Origin of the sequence: Paenibacillus sp. FSL R5-0527 (assembly GCF_038008055.1) — a bacterium.
Lineage (GTDB): Bacteria > Bacillota > Bacilli > Paenibacillales > Paenibacillaceae > Fontibacillus > Fontibacillus macerans.
In genome coordinates this window covers 2,362,229-2,378,408 of the sequence record NZ_JBBOYI010000001.1, presented here as the reverse complement: position 1 = coordinate 2,378,408, position 16,180 = coordinate 2,362,229, and the positions used below count along the sequence as shown (strand labels likewise).

At 53.3% G+C, this 16,180-nt stretch carries 14 protein-coding genes and 1 pseudogene; 3 read left to right on the top strand and 12 right to left on the bottom strand.

What is annotated here, in order from left to right; translation table 11 throughout:
* Positions 1–303: 303 nt before the first annotated feature.
* The 5 genes from NYE69_RS10375 to NYE69_RS10355 form a co-directional block, all read right to left on the bottom strand.
* Entirely contained in the window at positions 304–2,049 is a 1,746-nt protein-coding gene (locus tag NYE69_RS10375; RefSeq protein ID WP_340926098.1) for a methyl-accepting chemotaxis protein, read from the bottom strand.
* 162 nt (positions 2,050–2,211) lie between these two features.
* Complete coding sequence (locus tag NYE69_RS10370) at positions 2,212–2,388, bottom strand: hypothetical protein (protein ID WP_155621468.1); 177 nt, start codon at positions 2,386–2,388, stop codon at positions 2,212–2,214.
* 216 nt (positions 2,389–2,604) lie between these two features.
* Positions 2,605–3,489 (bottom strand): carbohydrate ABC transporter permease, encoded by an 885-nt coding sequence (locus tag NYE69_RS10365; protein ID WP_270619974.1) that lies wholly within the window; start codon positions 3,487–3,489, stop codon positions 2,605–2,607.
* 13 nt (positions 3,490–3,502) lie between these two features.
* Positions 3,503–4,384 carry a carbohydrate ABC transporter permease gene (locus NYE69_RS10360; RefSeq protein ID WP_340926097.1) on the bottom strand — a complete coding sequence of 294 codons (882 nt, stop codon included), beginning with the start codon at positions 4,382–4,384 and terminating at the stop codon, positions 3,503–3,505.
* Positions 4,385–4,417: 33 nt separating this feature from the next.
* Entirely contained in the window at positions 4,418–5,779 is a 1,362-nt protein-coding gene (locus tag NYE69_RS10355; RefSeq protein ID WP_270619971.1) for an extracellular solute-binding protein, read from the bottom strand.
* A gap of 548 nt (positions 5,780–6,327) precedes the next feature.
* Between NYE69_RS10355 and NYE69_RS33665 the strand changes: the two are divergent.
* A pseudogene (locus tag NYE69_RS33665) lies at positions 6,328–6,546 on the top strand (transposase); the annotation flags it as partial.
* Between the two features lie 200 nt (positions 6,547–6,746).
* Here NYE69_RS33665 and NYE69_RS10345 read toward each other — a convergent pair.
* The 3 genes from NYE69_RS10345 to NYE69_RS10335 form a co-directional block, all read right to left on the bottom strand.
* Entirely contained in the window at positions 6,747–6,989 is a 243-nt protein-coding gene (locus NYE69_RS10345) for a hypothetical protein (RefSeq protein ID WP_340926096.1), read from the bottom strand.
* 121 nt (positions 6,990–7,110) lie between these two features.
* Positions 7,111–7,896: a response regulator transcription factor gene (locus NYE69_RS10340; protein ID WP_340926094.1), complete on the bottom strand. Its 786-nt coding sequence runs from the start codon at positions 7,894–7,896 to the stop codon at positions 7,111–7,113.
* Complete coding sequence (locus tag NYE69_RS10335; RefSeq protein ID WP_340926093.1) at positions 7,893–9,653, bottom strand: cache domain-containing sensor histidine kinase; 1,761 nt, start codon at positions 9,651–9,653, stop codon at positions 7,893–7,895. The genes NYE69_RS10340 and NYE69_RS10335 overlap by 4 nt, the downstream gene beginning before the upstream one ends.
* Before the next feature lie 274 nt (positions 9,654–9,927).
* Here NYE69_RS10335 and NYE69_RS10330 point away from each other — a divergent pair, with 274 nt between their 5' ends.
* Entirely contained in the window at positions 9,928–10,659 is a 732-nt protein-coding gene (locus tag NYE69_RS10330) for an HAD family hydrolase (protein WP_340926092.1), read from the top strand.
* 89 nt (positions 10,660–10,748) lie between these two features.
* Here NYE69_RS10330 and NYE69_RS10325 read toward each other — a convergent pair whose 3' ends face one another.
* From NYE69_RS10325 to NYE69_RS10310, 4 genes are all read right to left on the bottom strand, one after another.
* Positions 10,749–10,925, bottom strand: coding sequence for a Beta-galactosidase C-terminal domain (locus tag NYE69_RS10325; protein WP_340926090.1), 177 nt, complete (start codon positions 10,923–10,925; stop codon positions 10,749–10,751).
* Between the two features lie 209 nt (positions 10,926–11,134).
* Positions 11,135–12,445 (bottom strand): ABC transporter substrate-binding protein, encoded by a 1,311-nt coding sequence (locus NYE69_RS10320; protein ID WP_340926089.1) that lies wholly within the window; start codon positions 12,443–12,445, stop codon positions 11,135–11,137.
* Between the two features lie 58 nt (positions 12,446–12,503).
* The gene (locus NYE69_RS10315; protein ID WP_036625396.1) at positions 12,504–13,334 is read right to left on the bottom strand and encodes a carbohydrate ABC transporter permease; all 831 of its coding nucleotides are present in this window, start codon (positions 13,332–13,334) and stop codon (positions 12,504–12,506) included.
* Positions 13,334–14,215: a carbohydrate ABC transporter permease gene (locus tag NYE69_RS10310; RefSeq protein WP_036625398.1), complete on the bottom strand. Its 882-nt coding sequence runs from the start codon at positions 14,213–14,215 to the stop codon at positions 13,334–13,336. The genes NYE69_RS10315 and NYE69_RS10310 overlap by 1 nt, the downstream gene beginning before the upstream one ends.
* A 134-nt stretch (positions 14,216–14,349) precedes the next feature.
* On the opposite strand from NYE69_RS10310, the gene NYE69_RS10305 reads away from it, so the two are divergent.
* Positions 14,350–16,155 carry a cache domain-containing sensor histidine kinase gene (locus NYE69_RS10305; protein ID WP_340926088.1) on the top strand — a complete coding sequence of 602 codons (1,806 nt, stop codon included), beginning with the start codon at positions 14,350–14,352 and terminating at the stop codon, positions 16,153–16,155.
* The last annotated feature ends 25 nt before the right edge of the window (positions 16,156–16,180 follow it).

Sequence of the window (16,180 nt, the reverse complement as noted above, 5' to 3'; positions counted from 1 at the left end):
AACAGCCTAATCTCCATTGTACATGGCCCTTGAAGACGAGAGCAATGAAATCCGCCGGACACGTTAGCCAAGCGAAGCTAAATCGTTTTGCTAAAACGTATTGCTAATACGTTTTTATTGTATTTTAAAAGCGCTTACATGTCAACGCAAAAATTATTTTTCCGACCTCAAACATAAGGACAACAATAGCCGCTATTTTGCAAGGTTGTGGGGGGATACGTCACTTAGCCGGTGCACGGCAAACAAAAAAGCACGCGCCATTCGGATTGGCGCGTGCCCTTCATCATTTCCATCACACAAAAATTAGACTTTGAATTTAGCGACCAAACTCTGCAGCTCTTCCGCCATGGTGGCTAAAGTGGTCGCGGAAGCTGTGATCTCTTCCATCGACGCCAGCTGCTCTTCGGAAGCCGCCGCCGTACTCTGAGAGTTCCCTGCGGATTGTTCGGAGATCAGCGCTACGGCTTCGATCATCGCCACCATGTTTTGGGAAGAGGCGCTTACTTCCTGCACGATGGCGGAAACTTCCTGGGACTGGGAGGATACTTCCTCGATCATTTTGGTGATGGTTCTGAAGCTGTTCCCGGTCTGCTGCGCCCGTTTCATCCCTTCGTCCACAGCTTGCGTCCCCTCTTGGATAGCCGTAACCGCATCGCGCGTTTCATTCTGGATGTCCTGAATAATGGCCCGTATCTTTTCGGTGGCTGCGGATGATTGCCCGGCCAATTTACGGACTTCATTGGCCACCACGGCGAATCCCTTGCCGTCTTCCCCGGCTCTGGCCGCCTCAATGGCCGCGTTTAAGGCAAGCAGATTGGTTTGGTTTGCGATTTCCGTAATGAGGGATACAACCTCCCCGATCTCGCTCGATTTCTCGCCTAAAGAGTGAATCACATGGGATGTAGCTTCAACCCGGTCATGTACTACACTCATTTGTTCCACCGTTTGCTGAATCACTTCATTGCCTTTCATCGTTTCCTGATTTGCGCTCACGGCCGCCTCGGCAACCGCCTGGATCGAATAGGCGACCTGCTCCATGCCTTTTGATATTTCGCTTACGACTTCATTGGCGTCATTTGCGGTTTTGACCTGCTGTTCCGCTCCGACCGCGACTTCCTGGGCGGAAAGCGCGATTTGTTCGGTGGCTTTGGAGGTTTGCTGCGCGCTTGCGTTTAATTCTTCGGATGAAGTCGCCACCTGCCCGGAGCTGTTCGACACATGGCGAATCAGTTCCCTGAGATTGGCGGTCATCGTGTTGAAACCCTGCGCCAGTCTTCCGACTTCGTCTTTATTTTTGACAACCAGCGGCTCCATCGTTAAATCGCCGTTGGATACCTTTTCCACTTGACCGGCCATGACGGAGATCGGTTTCACGATCGAGCTGACGAACAACCATGCGGCGGCCGTGCCGATGACCATAGAGATGGCCAGGGTAATGATCAGAACCCGAAGCACCTCGTTGGCTCCCTGATTAAACTCGCTCATGTAAGCCCCCGAACCTACAATCCACCCCCAGTTTTCGTCCATTTCCACATACGAAATCTTAGCTTCGTCATGGCCGGATAATGGATTGTTCCATATGTATGTAAAAAAACCCCCGCCTTTCGCGCCAAGTTCAGTAAGCGTCTTGCCCATATGAACGCCGTCTTTGGTCACGACCGTATTCAAATCCGACCCTTCGTTGGCGGGATTCATTACGGAAACGCCATTTTTGTCGACCGCATACAAGTACCCGCTTTGACCGACCACGTATTTTGGGTTAATCGGCCGTTTGTTGTCGGAACCTTTGGGCCCGAGAATCTCTTCGCGAAACATATTCTGCGCTTGCTCAAGCGTTAAATGTCCCGCTTTGACCTCTTTGTCCAAGTTGTTGATCATGGCGATGCTCAAATTAACGCTGTGTTTCAGCTGCGCCCGGCCCGACGCATCCAACTGCTGCTTGGAGATGTTAAAAGCCAGGAAGCCAAGCAAAAGGGAGGGGACGGCCAATAGTAAAAGACAAATTAAAAGAAATTTGGGGCGTAAAGCGTTCATGCGGAAAGTTTTCATGATAGCGGTATCTCCTTTTGTGATATTTTCGCCATTATACTACGTATTTCGACATATCCATATATAAAATTTAGGGTATTCAAAATAAAAAATACCCCTTAAAAAAATAAGGGGTATTTAACATATCGTGTCCGCTCTATATGAGAATTTTCACTCTTACTCTTAGCTGCCCGCTTTCGCATTCCGTTCCTGCTCGTTTTGATGCAGCTCCTTAATAAACCGCTGCAGCAGAAGGGCGTCCTGACGCCCCAATCCGTACTGGTTCTCCCTGCAAATCATCCGGCCGATCCGTCTTTTCAACAATTCGCTGCGCCGCTCAAACGCGTCCCCATTACTCAAGCTGCCCACTCCTCTATTTATACTTTATCCGTACAATCCTTATAAGTATAAAAGTTTTGGGGCCGGGCTGAAAAACCGGTTCGCTCCCGATATGACCGGGGATGGCAGGGTGAAGGGTCATGAAAGCGCCCACTTGCCGGCCGGGCATAAACATACTCCCGTTTGCTCCCAGTTTCTCTTATTTTGCATAATCGCGGTAAAGCAATGAATTTCATTTCAGCCTTTGACCGATCCGGCGGCGATGCCTTCCACAATGCGGTTGCTCATGATGAAGAAGGCGAGCAGAATCGGCAAAATGCTGATCATCAGCGTCGCGCCGATCGCGCCCCAATCGGTCGTATACTGGCCGATGAAGTTCTGGACGCCGACCGTCAGCGTTTTGAAGTGATCCGAGCTGATGAAAGTGTTGACGAAAATAAATTCGTTCCAATTGTAGATCATGTTGATGATCGCCGTCGTCGACAGCACCGAAGCGGTCATCGGCAGGATGATCCGGAAGAACATCCGGTGGATCGAGCAGCCGTCCATAATGGCGGCCTCCTCCACTTCCTTCGGCAGCGCGTAATAAAATCCGAGCAAAATCATCATCGTGATCGGCAGGTTAAACGCGGCATAGGACAGGATGACCGACAGCGGATGGTCCGTCAAGCCGACTTTCAAAAACAGGCTAAACAGCGGAATCAGCGTCGAGTGTACGGGAATCATCATCCCGACCATAAATAAACCGAGGACAAACGAGCTGCCCTTCCATTTCATGCGGGTGATGGCAAAGGTGACGAAGCTCGCCAGCAGTACGGTCAAGATGAGCGATACGGCGGTGATCCATACGCTGTTCAGGAAATAAACGCTGATATTGCCTTGGGTCCACACCTTTTCGTAGTTCTCCCAGCGGGGATGCGCCGGAATGGAGAAAGGCGGCATGTTGAAAACTTCCTGATTGTTTTTCAGCGAAAAGAACAGCAGCCAGATCAGCGGCAAAATTTGCAGCGCCGCCACAAGGACGAGCACGATATATAGCAGCCCGTACCCCAGCTTGCGGCCGAGCTGCAGACCGGGACCGGAAACCGCCGGTTCCAAACGGATCGATTTTTGCGTTTCCATCATTGGCCCCTCCTTAGGAATATTGAATCGTGTCGTCCGAGTCCGTCAATTTGCGGATCAGCCATGTCGCGACCAGACAGATCAGCAGCAGCGAGAACCCGATCGCGCTGCCGTAACCGAAGTCGAAGCCGCGGAAGGCCTGATGGTACATGTAGGAGGCCATCACTTCGCTCGCTCCGTTGGGTCCCCCGTCGGTCATGACATAGATCAGATCGAAATACTTAAGCGAGCCTACAATTGCGAGTACGATCGTCACTTTAATCACTTCCACGATCAGAGGCAGCTTGATGCGAAAGGCGATTGACATTGCCCCCGCACCGTCGATGCGCGCCGCTTCCACGAGCGATTCCGGGATGTTCTTCAGCGCGGCGTAATAGATCAGGATGTAAAAGCCGGCATACTGCCAGATGATCGGCACGAACAGGGCATACAGCACCATCGACGGCTCCGCCAGCCAGGACGGCGCGTCCGTAATGCCTACCCCGGTCAGGAAGCTGTTGAGCACCCCATTCGAAGGGTGGTAAATTTTCAGCCACAGCTGCGCGATCGCGACCGAAGACAACAGCATTGGGATCAGGTAAATTTTTCGAAACAGGTTGGCTCCTTTAATTTTTCCGGACAAGACGAGCGCAATCAGCAGGTATCCGATCAGGCTAAGCCCGGAGAAAACGGCCAGCAGCAAGGAATGGTACGCGCTTTGCCAAAACATCGGATCCTTGACGAGCGTGCTGTAGTTGGCAAGGCCGACAAACGTCATCGCTCCGATGCCGTCCCAGTCCATCAACCCGTAGTAACCGGTCAGTACGATGGGAATATAGATCATGGCCATGATCAGCAGCAGAGAAGGCAGCACATACAGGGCAATGACCCATTTATTCGACATGACCCTATTCATAAGGTTTCATCATCCTTTTCTATCTATCATGCCTTACTCCCCTTTTTGCAGGGCCGCTTCATGCTCCTTGGCGAAATCCTCCGGCGTGACCGCTTTGCCGAACAAAGCCTGAATCATGTTCAAGTGCGTTTGCGCTGCGTTCGGTTTCATTTGCACGTCGGCGAACAACGTCAGGTTGCTGGCATTGTTCAGCTCGTTCAGCAGGTCGATGTACATTTGCGGAAGATCGGAAGAAGAGGTGTCCACTTTCGTGGCCGGAATAACACCCGCCGTGCTGACCGATTCCGCGCCCCATTTGCCGATGAAATACTCCACGAATTTTTTCGCTTCGTCTTTGACCTTGGAGTTTTCGGCGACGAACAAGCCTACGCCCGGACCGCCGACCCAGCTGTTGATGTCGCCTTTCCCGCCTTCCACGGTCGGGAATTTGAAGAAGCCTACCTTGTCTTTGAATTCCTGCGGGACGTCCGGATTCGTCGTGAAGTTCGGAATTTCCCAGGTGCCCATCAGGTACATCGCCGCTTTTTCGTTCATAAACTCGGATTTGCCTTCATCGTTGGACAAGCCGTTAAAGCCTTTATTGAACGCGTTCATATCCACCAGCTTTTGAATTTCCGCGGCGGCCTGGATCAGCGCAGGATCTTCAAACGACCCGGAGCGGTCGATCGCTTTCTTCAGCGTTTCCGGTCCGCCAAGCCGATCCGCCAGATACATGTACCACAGCGAACCGGTCCAGCGGTCTTTGTTGCCGAGGGCAATCGGGGCCACGCCGTTCTCCGACAGCGTTTTCACGACTTGCAAAAATTGATCGTACGTTTGCGGTACTTGCAAATTGTATTTCTCGAAAATCGCTTTGTTGTAATAAATCGGCGAAATGTTGAGCTCGATCGGCAACCCGTACGTCTTACCGCCCACGGCGTAAGCGTCGGTCGTGCCCGGGACGAATTTATCCTTCAAACCTCCGTCCAGCAAATCGTCGAGCGGGGTAAACAGGTTTCCTTTGACGTACGGATCCATAAAGCCTGCCGCCCAGGTCACGCCGACGTCGGGAAGCTCGTTCGAAGCGGATAAAATTTTCAGCTTGTTTTTGTACTGCTCGTTTTCCAGCACCTCCTGCTGAATCGTCACGTTCGGATGGTCGGTCTGATATTGGGTAATGATTTCGTTGACCAGTTTATTTTGCTGGGCCGAGCTGCCCTGCGGCCACAGATGCATGAACTTGATGGTGACTTTCTCGCCGTCCGCCGGTTTGACTGCTTCGCCGCCGGCATTGGCGCCAGCATTTTCTCCGCCGCCGCTCGCCGCGCCGCCGTTCGATTTCCCGCCGCAGCCGGCAAGCACCAGCAATAGTGAAAGCGCAATCAAAAGGATTGATGCTGTCTTTTTGTTGGACATTTGTTATATCCCCCCATCATTATTAACGGTTTTATGTAACCGCTTAACCTGAATTCTAGCACCTTCGTTTCGTCCTCATAAGATCACGCTCATTAGCTAAAATTCCACTTTTTTTAGGTTGTTAATGCGTCCGTTTATGCTAAACATCTACAAAGCTAAAAGTTTTTTCTTGTTTCTCGGCTAACTTGAACGAAAAATACCTACAAACACATATAATAAACCAAGTATAATTTCTTGCAATAAAAGCGGCTCAAAACCAGTGCTTGACGAAATAAATTATGACTTTGCCTCTGCGGTGGCTGTCTATAGTGTCTGTGTCTTGGTGTCCATGCATGGTGCTTTGCACGATTATCCCTTACGTTCAGGGGGGCGTGGGTGGGGATTGTACGGGATAAAGAAAAAAAGAGAATCGGAAAAAATGAGGCGGTTCAGGTGGGATTTTCGGCTTGATAAGAGAACGTATGTTTGCTATAATGAAATAAATGGAACTTATATTCGTGTATTCTTGACTTGGGGGCGAGTGAACATGGAGATCAAATGCGGGAACGGAACTTCAACCATTCAGCAGCCGTTTTAACAGTGAACAGGACTGCATGGAGGCGCTGATCGCGATGAAGTGGTCAAACGGCTTTGTCTGCCCGCGCTGCGCTCACACCCGGTGCAGCCGTTTGACCTCCCGGCATATCCCCTTGTTCGAGTGCGGAAAGTGCAAGCATCAAACATCGCCTTTGGTCGGTACGATTTTTGAAGGAACGCATCTCCCCTTGCCGGACGCCGCCGGCTGCGCCTGTCCGGAGCGGAAGAAACGATGCGGCAGAAGTTGCTGCAGATGTGTGTGGCGATTCCGGCGCTCCCTTACCGCCGGCTGATCGCGCGCCAACCGAATCAGCCCCTTGCGGCTGCAGCCTGATAGAAATGCTTGAACGGTACAGACGTTGCTGCAAACGGATTTCAGGCTGCAGCAAGATCACGGTCTTTTCATTTTTTCTTGTGCCTTGCCCGATTCCTCCCGTCTCAGGCTTGCTTCCCTCATAAACCTGTCTATGATCTTAAACAGGTTTAATGAGTCGAACAGGTCTGCTTCTCCCATATCCACTTCTCCTGAATATATCTTCTTCTCCTGAATATATCTTCTTCTCCTGAATATATCTTCTTCTCCTGAATGTATCTTCTTCTCCTGAATGTATCTTCTTCTCTGCTTCCTGATCAAACGGGATAATCGTGCAAAGCGTCCGGCCAGCGGATATTGATCTGCCGACCACCCCACCGGCCTTCCCTATCCTCAAGCTTTCAACGCCTAGGTTGAGTCGTTCATATTTTCCCTTCAGATATCAAAAGTTCTTGACGCTGTTTCTATATTTGCTGGGACTCATGCCTTCGAACGATTTGAACACTTTGATAAAATATTTGTCCGTTTGATACCCGACGCGTTCGGCGATTTCACCGACGGGTAAAGACGTGCGCAGCAGCAGTTCCTTCGCCCTTAGCATCCGCAGCCGGCTGAGGTACTCGCTGAACGTCATTTCCGTTTGCTCCTTGAACAAGACGCTGAAATAACTCGGGTTCAAATGCAGCATATCGGCCACCTGGCGAAGTGTCACCGGCTCGTGCAAATGCTCGTCCAAATAGCGAAGCGCATCGCGAACCAGCGGATTGTACCGGGCATCGGTCTCCTTCGTCTCCAGCAGCCGCGGGTCGGCCAGCTTCTCCAGCGTTTCGATGCGGTGCCGGTCGCCCTCGACCAGAAGCGCTTGCTCCACGGCTTGCACGAGTTTATGCTTATCCACCGGCTTGAGCAAATAGTTGACGACGCCTAGCTGCATCGCTTTTTGCGCATAATCGAATTCCGGATAGCCGGAAATGATGATCGCTACCGGTTTAAACGGCTTATGCTTTCGCTGCATTTCGATCAGCTCCAACCCGCTAATGCCCGGCATGCGGATGTCCGTGATCAGCAGATGAGCGGCGTGGTTCTCCAGCCAAGCCAGCGCCGCCTGGCCGCTCTCCGCCGCTTCGATCCGGTAGCGCCCGCAGGACCAGGCCTCCAGCGTTTTGACAAAACCTTGCCTCGTTCTCGGCTCGTCTTCCACGATTAAAATCGTTTTGGAATGAATCATACCGCTCCCCCATATTCGCTCGGAATTTCAAAGCTCACCACCGTGCCCTCTCCCGGCCGGCTATATACGTCCAGTCCCGGCTTTGCGCCTTGTTCCTTGTCAAAATAAAGCCGCAGCCGCCGCTGCACGTTGACGATCCCGAATCCGCTCCCCTTGGACGACAGGGCCGGCCCGCCGTCCAACGCCTGCTTCAGCTTGCGCAGCATCTCTTCGTCCATGCCGGGGCCGTTGTCCCGGACCGTGATTTTTACGTAACCTTCCCGGCCAGAAGGCGATACGTTCACCGTCACCACGCCCTGGCCTTCCTTTGTCTCCACACCGTGCAAAATCGCATTCTCCACCAGCGGCTGAATCAGCAGCTTGGGAATTTTCACACCCCCGAAAGTTCCGGCTTCGATTGACCAAGTGAGCCGCTCGCCCAGCCGGATGTCCATAAGCTGCAAATAATGCTCGACATGCTCGAGCTCCTCTTCGACGGTGACCCACTCGTCCTGGTTCGGCCGGCTGATGGTATACCGGAACAGGCTGGACATGCTGACGACAAGGCCGGCCAATTCCTCTTCGCCTTTCTCCTCCAGCGACCAATAAAAGGCCTCCAGCGTATTAAACAGAAAATGCGGATTGATCTGCGCTTGAAGCGCTTTCAGCTCCGTCCGGCTTTGCAGCAGTTCCTTCTCGTAAACGACCCGGATCAATTCGTTTATGTTGTCGACCATTTGGTTGTACGTATTGTTCAGTTCGTTGATCTCCATCGTGTTGGAGAACATCGGATTGGGCTGCAGCACCCCGAATCGCGCCCCCCGCATCGCCTTGATCAGCTTGAAGATCGGCCGGGTGATCATCGTCGACAGCAATAGCGACATAATCAGAAACAACAGCACCCCGATCGCGCCGGACACGAGCACGGCCGTGCGCAGGGCGGAAATCCCGCTCGTGACGTAGCTGACAGGCGTAAAAAATACGAGCGTCCAGCCGGTAGGCTCTGACTTTTGCTTCACCTCGATAAATTCCTGCCCGCCGATCGTAATGTTTTTCCCCTCGTTGGTAAGCAGTTCGGACAAATTCAGCGTCCCGGCCGACCGGCCGAAATTGGAAGCGATCGTGTGCAAATTGCCGTCGACCAGCAAAATATATTCGCCGCCTTCTCCGCTCATCTGCTCCTGAAGCTGGAAGTAGGTACGGTCGATCCGCACCATTAGATATCCCCCGGACGAAAACCAGCGGTCGATCAGGCTGACACGCCTTAAGGCGAGCACCGAAGAGGGATCTTTGGGATCGGCGCCGATCCAGACGAGTTCCCCTCTTCCCCGGTCGGCGGCGGCGATCCACTTCGGATCGATCGTGTCCTGCAGCGGAATATCGTTCAGCGGGAACAGCCGGCGGTAATCGGTCGTATACAGCTCCAGCGATTTAATCCCCGTGACGTACGACTGGTAATTTCCCAGAATCGATAGAAGGGATTGGCGTGCGCTGAACGGCGTCTTCGTCCCCTCCACCTCGGACAGCAGCAGCTGCTGGATGCTGCCGTCCGTCGCCACCTGCGTCGACAGCGTTTTGATCTGGGCGAGCAAAGCGTCAAGCCGGCCGTTGGCCTGCAGCGCGGTTTGGCCGATATGCTTCTCCGCATTGTTCTCCAGCAGGGCGGAGCCCTGGGTGTAGGTCAGGATGCTGGCGAGCGTAAGCACGAGAACCATGGCAAGCATAAAGCCGACAAAGATTTGATTTTTTAAGGTGAACCATCGTTTCGGTCTTCTCACCTCGAAAGGTCCCCTCCCTGCAATCTTAAAGTTGCAAAACATCCACCAATAATATAATCCAAGCGCCTGGCAGGCGTCAGCAAAATTCGTTCGGGTCTGCCGGTAAAACGCGGTATCCTGTATAATGGACGGTAGACTAGTAGATTTGTTCTTATGTTTTCGCTCACGTTATTTAGGAGCAGTCTGCCAGGATCAATCTACCATATACGGTACATGGCCGAAATAAAAAGAGAGACGGCCTTACGCGCCAAACGATAGAAGGAGGAATTCAACTTTGAAGTCTACAAAACCGGCCGCATGCGCACATGCCGTTTTTTTCGATCTGGACGATACGCTCTACGATCATTTGCTCCCCTTTCGCGAAGCCCTGCAAGCGGTGCTTAACACTGGGGACGATTTCCCGTATGAACCCGCTTATCACCGGATGCGCTTTTACAGCGACCACCTGTCCGCCCTGGCCGGCGGCACGCCTACCCACGGTCCGGTACTTGAGGAAATGCGGACAGAGCGCTTCATACGTTCGCTTGCCGAGTTCGGCGTAACGCTCAAGCAGGAACAGGCGGCCGCCGTACAGGGCGCTTATCTGGACCGCCAGTTTCGCATCCGCCCCTTTGACGGTGCATTCGAGCTCATCGGGAAGCTGGAATCGGACAAAGCCCTCGTAGGTCTAATTACCAACGGGCCGCCGGAACACCAATGGCGCAAAATCCGCGCGCTGGAGCTGGATCGCCTGATCCCGCCAGGGCTGATCTATATTTCCGGAGCCGTCGGCATCACCAAGCCGGACCGGAAGCTATTCGATCACGTTGCCGCAGAAGCTGGCTTAGCCCCGGAACAATGCTGTTATGTCGGCGATTCATGGCGCAATGACGTCGTAGGCGCCGCCGGTGCCGGCTGGCGGACCATATGGTTCAACCATCGGCGCGCCGAGCCCGAATCCGCGTTTCGTCCGCATGAGCAGGCGTTCAGCTACGCCGACCTAAGCCGCCTTCTTCTTGGGGGTTAGAGGGGGTTTTTCAGTGTTCTTCGAAGGCCGCCGTATGCTTAAGTACATGCAAAAAAAGAGGCCGGCTGCCTTGACATCGGCCAAAACTCCTACGAAATCCGTAAAATATCCACGCCGTACGGAGCAAGGCTCAGCGTTCCTTCTCTTATGACGCCGTATAGCACGCTGGGATAAGCTGCCGGCAAAGTAACAAGGCGCGGTTCCCGGCTTAAGTTCAGCACGAACAGGTAGGTGCCCGATTCGCCGCTCCGCGCTGCGACCTGCACGCCCTCCGGCAGATCCGCAAACGCCGATTTGAACTTTATCGAGGTGCTTATTCATCCAGGTTCACCCTCCAGGCCATTATGTATTTTGCAAAATGACAAAACTGCTCCCGCCCGATCGATCCTCTCGAAGGTGCGGAAGCAGTTCCATGATGTCAAACGATACAAGCTAAACAGTTCAGCTTAATATCGTCGATCTAAGTGCGCTTCTTTTATTTCTTCAGCTTGTCCCAAGCCGCTTGCATATTGGTCATCCAGCCGTCAACGTCCACTTTGCCGGCGATCAGCTCCTGAATGGCGCTGGCGAATTCCTGGGTTACGCCGTCCGGGAACTTGGACGATTGCAAACCGTACACTTTGTTTTCGTCCACGTATTTCTTCACGTCCGCGCCGAGTTGCCCGATATCTTCGGACGTAGCCGGAATCGTCGTCAAGGCCGGGATGAATTTCCATTTTTTCACGATATATTCTTTCCCCAAATCAGAGGTCACAAGCCAGTTCAGGAAGATTTTCGCTTCTTCTTTGGAAGCGGAATCTTTGTTTACGACCAGGTTGGCGGGAATGCCGACCGTCAGCTTGTCGTTTTTCTCGGCATCGTCGTCGATCGGCAGCGGGAACATGCCGATGTTCATGTTCGGCGTGATGTTGTCGATCAGCGTTTGCGCCCAGTTGCCTTCCTGCATCATGGCGACTTCGCCGCTGGCGAACATGGCCAGATGCGTGTTGGCGTCCGTGGTCAGCGGGTTCTTTTGCCCGTATTTCACGGTCAGGTTCAGCAGATTGCTCCAGTTTTTGAACTGCTCGTTGCCGACGATCGTTGCGGTTCCTTCGTTAAGGCCTTTGATGAACTCGTCGACATTGTCCTGTCTTGCGAAAGCGGTGCTGATCCCCTGGTTGCCGAGCAGCCACCATTCCTGATAAGCGTTGCCGAACGGAGTCACGCCGATTTGCTGCAGCTTCTTGGCCGCTTCCTCCAGCTCGGTGATCGTTTTCGGCGTTTCGGTGATGCCGGCTTTGGCGAACAAATCCTTGTTGTACACGTAGCCGATCCCTTCCAGGTTCATCGGCATGCCGTACACTTTGCCGTCCTTGGTCATCGGTTCCGCGGCCAAAGGCACGAGGTCCTTCACCCAAGGCTGGTCGGACAGATCCTCGATTTTGTCCTGCCACATATCAAGCTCCGCAAACCCGCCGTTCGAGAAAATATCCGGGGCGTCGCCGGACGCGAACTTCGTCTTCAGGGCCGCCGCGTAATCCGCGCCGCCGCCGACGGTTTGGATGTCCAGCTTGATGTTCGGATGTTCTTTTTCGAATTCGACCTTCAGTTCGTTTAGGCCTTCCACGATTTCCGTTTTGAACTGAAAAATTTTAACCGTTTTCACTTCGCCGCCTGCTGCAGCGCTTCCATTTTGCGCATTGCCGGTACTGGAGCCGTTCCCGCCTTTAGAGCCGCCGCAAGCCGCCAGCAGCATGCTCATCACGAGCAATACGGATAAAATAATCAGCGAGCGTTTTTTCTTCATTTCTCATTTTCCCCCTATGCATAAAATTAATTATATACCTGGAACGCCAGGCCCGGTATCAACCTTTTACCGAGCCTGCCGCGATTCCCTCAACGATGTAGCGCTGCAGCAGCAGATAAAATGCCACGATCGGCAGAATGCCGATGGCCAGCGCCGGAAGCGCCATGTCCCATTGTTTCGTGTATTGCCCGAAGAACGAATAGGTCGCCAGCGGAATGGTCCGCAGCTCGGGCTTTTGCAAAATCAGGGACGGCAGCAAATAGTCGTTCCAGATCGCCAGCGCGTTCAGCACGATGATCGTCATCATCATCGGCTTCAGCAGCGGCAGGACGATCCGGAAAAATACGGTGAACGGATTGCAGCCGTCGACGGTAGCCGCTTCCTCGATCTCCAGCGGCACCGATTTGACGAAACCGTGAAACAGGAATACCGCCAGCGGAAGGCTTAACCCCAGGTTCGTCAGCAGCAACCCCAGGATGCTGTTGTTCACTCCCAGCGTGTTGACCACTTTCAGCACCGGAATCATGATCGTCTGAAACGGAACGACCATCGCCGCCACGAACAGCAGCAGCAGCAGCCGGTTGAACTTCGTGTCCGCGCGCACCATCCGGTAAGCCGCCATGGCGCTGAACAGCGTGATCAGAATAACGCTGATCACGGTGATGATCACGGAGTTCCGGAAGGCCTCGGAAAATCGGGCCAGTTCCCACGCTTTGCTATAGTTTTCCCAATGAAACTGCGACGGCCAGCTGGCCGCATTTTTCAAAATCTCGCCAAACGGCTTGACCGAGTTCACGAACAAAAAATAAAACGGTGCGAGAAAAATCAGGCCCACCACAATCATAACGATTTCCGTGACGATGTTTCCCGCGCGCTTTTTGGCTCCCATCAGGCTTCAACCTCCTTGCTCTTCGTGATCCGCACTTGAATCAGGGAGATCACCGCCACGATCAGGAAGAACAGCAGCGCTTTGGCTGTCCCAAGGCCGTACCGGTTGTTCAGGAACGCCTCGTTGTAAATGTTCAAGGCTACCGATTCCGTCGATTTGAATGGTCCCCCCTTGGTCAGCGAGAGGTTGAGGTCGAACATTTTGAACGACCAGGAGATCGCCAGGAACAGGCATACCGTCACCGCCGGCATGATCAGCGGGGCAATGATGCTGCGCAGCACCTGAAAGCGGTTGGCCCCGTCGATTTCCGCCGCCTCCAGCACCTCCTTGGACACGTTGCTGAGCGAAGCGATGTATACGACCATCAGGTAGCCGGAATATTGCCACACAAACACCATCACGATGGCCCAAAAGCCGGTCGTCGAGTCGCCCAGCCAAGGCAGTTCGAAGAACGACCAACCCGTCATGTCTCCAAGCGTCGCAAACCCTTTAATGAAAATAAACTGCCAAATAAAGCCGAGCAGCAGCCCCCCGATGACGTTAGGCATGAAAAATACCGTCCGAAGCACATTCCGCGATCTTAGCGGCTTGGTCAGGAAATAAGCGAGGAAAAAGCCTACCCCGTTCACCAATACGACGCCAAGCACGGTAAACCGCACCGTAAACCAAAACGCTTTCCAAAAATCGGGATCGTTCGCGAAAATTTTCGCGAAATTATCGAATCCGACCCAGGCGACCTGCCCTGACACCCCGTTCCAATCGGTAAAGGAATAGTACATCCCCATCACGAACGGAATGATCATCACCACGGTGAAAAACAGGAAGGCCGGGCCGACAAAAAAGGTCTGTTGTCCCCATTGCGACCATTTTTTTGTCCGCAACGCTCGCCCCCTCCTTTCTTTTGTCTATCTTTGTTGAAATATATCTTGTAATGTTATTATGTAGTTAATTTGACGCCCATTACACCTACGGAAGTGATCACTAAGGTGTAAAATATTGATCGGATGTGCACAACATGAAATGGACCAGTATTCGGACGAAATTGATAGTCTTTATGATCCTTCCCATCGCCCTTTGCATCATCGCGGTCATGTTCATCAGCTATTCGCTGACGACGGAATCCCTGAAAACCCGGGCGGTCGAGGAAAATACGAATTTGCTGTATCAAGGGTACCGCAATATAGACAGCCTGCTGGGGGAAATCAACCGCATTTCGCTCACGGTCTATTCCGATTCCGAGTTCTACCGGTTGCTGAATGCCGGTTACGACGACATGTCCGCCAATATCGACATTTACGCTTCGCTCAATTACATTTACAAGTCCATGCCCGATATTTTTCAGGTGTACCTGTTTGGCGTTAAAGACAGCAAGGCGACGCTGATTACGCAAAATATCCCCAAACGCTGGCAGGGAGCGGCGCCCTACAAAGGATCGGTTCCTCCGCAGGGCGAAGTACTGGCGGTCGAGGGCACGCATATGAGCCATCTGTACGGCATGACCCTCCCTTTTCAGCAAGCAACCTACGAGCAGGTATTTTCCCTGCACCGGCGCATCGAACAGATTCCGTCCGACACCCCGCTCGGCTATCTGTCCATCGACGTGAAGTTGACCGCGCTGCAGGACATCGTAGAGCAGCTTTACGACCGCAACGAGGAAAAACTGTATATTACAGACGATGCCGGCCGGATCGTCTACGCGGATCAGCCCGAGCGAATCGGCCGCGCGCTGTACGACAGCTGGTATACGGAAAAGCTTGCCGGATCGCCCGGAGAACAGGGCAGCTTTGAAGAGAACGGCTCCATGTTTATTTATCAGCGAATCGATCATTACGGGGCCCATTGGACCTTGATCAAGGAGATTCCGAAATCCTATCTGCTCCGCGAGGCCAACCAGGCGGTCACGATCAATTTGATGCTGTTCGGCCTGGCGCTGCTCGTCATTCTGACGGCGACCATCCTGATCTCGATCCGCGTCACCGCGCCGATCAAACGGCTGTCCAACTATATGAGCCAGGTGAAGACCGGCAATCTGAACGTCGACGTCCTGCCGGCCGGAAATGATGAAGTCGGGCTGCTGACCGAACGGTTCCGCACGATGATGGACACGATTAACAATTTGATCCTGCGGGAGTACAAGCTCGAATTGTCCAGCAAAAACAACCAGCTGCGGGCGCTGCAGGCACAAATCAACCCGCATTTTCTCAACAATACGCTGCAGATTATCGGCACGCTGGCGCTGGAGCTGAAGGTGCCCCAAATCTACACCCTGATCTCGTCCCTGGCCAAAATGATGCATTACAGCATGCATTCGGGCGACCGCATCGTGACGCTAAAGGACGAGCTTGAACACGTCAAGGCATATGTGGAGCTGCAGAAGGAACGGTTCGAGAACCGCTTTGCTTACCGGTGCGAGGTCGCCGAGCCGCTGCTGCAGGTGGCGATGCCCAAACTCATTTTGCAGCCGATTATGGAAAACTACTTCAAGCACGGCATCGACCGCGCGGGCACGGACGGATGGGTGCGGCTCGCCGCCGCGCGGACGCCGGACGGACTCGTCCAAATCACGGTGGACAACAACGGAGCGAGCATCCCGGAGGACAAGCTGGCGCAATTGCAGCGGAAGCTGCGCGAGCTATCCGACGCTCCCCAGGAGAGCGGTCCCGGCAACCCGGGCAAGGAACCGGGCTCATCGTCCATCGGCCTGATGAACGTATTGACCCGGCTGCGGCTCGTATACGGCGATGAAGCTGCATTGACCGTAACCAATCTGGAACCGGCCGGGGTGCGGATTACGCTAATCATTCCGGCTCAGCCGCAGTAAAAAGTTGAACTAAATTTGAACTATA

What these genes read in the sequence shown, in the direction of transcription:
- NYE69_RS10360 (WP_340926097.1), bottom strand. Translation starts at nt 4,384, where the DNA reads ATGAATAGGGTCATGTCGAATAAATGGGTCATTGCCCTGTATGTGCTG.
- NYE69_RS10320 (WP_340926089.1), bottom strand. Translation starts at nt 12,445, where the DNA reads ATGAAGAAAAAACGCTCGCTGATTATTTTATCCGTATTGCTCGTGATG.
- NYE69_RS10355 (WP_270619971.1), bottom strand. Translation starts at nt 5,779, where the DNA reads ATGTCCAACAAAAAGACAGCATCAATCCTTTTGATTGCGCTTTCACTA.
- NYE69_RS10305 (WP_340926088.1), top strand. Translation starts at nt 14,350, where the DNA reads ATGAAATGGACCAGTATTCGGACGAAATTGATAGTCTTTATGATCCTT.
- NYE69_RS10340 (WP_340926094.1), bottom strand. Translation starts at nt 7,896, where the DNA reads ATGATTCATTCCAAAACGATTTTAATCGTGGAAGACGAGCCGAGAACG.
- NYE69_RS10315 (WP_036625396.1), bottom strand. Translation starts at nt 13,334, where the DNA reads ATGGGAGCCAAAAAGCGCGCGGGAAACATCGTCACGGAAATCGTTATG.
- NYE69_RS10365 (WP_270619974.1), bottom strand. Translation starts at nt 3,489, where the DNA reads ATGGAAACGCAAAAATCGATCCGTTTGGAACCGGCGGTTTCCGGTCCC.
- NYE69_RS10375 (WP_340926098.1), bottom strand. Translation starts at nt 2,049, where the DNA reads ATGAAAACTTTCCGCATGAACGCTTTACGCCCCAAATTTCTTTTAATT.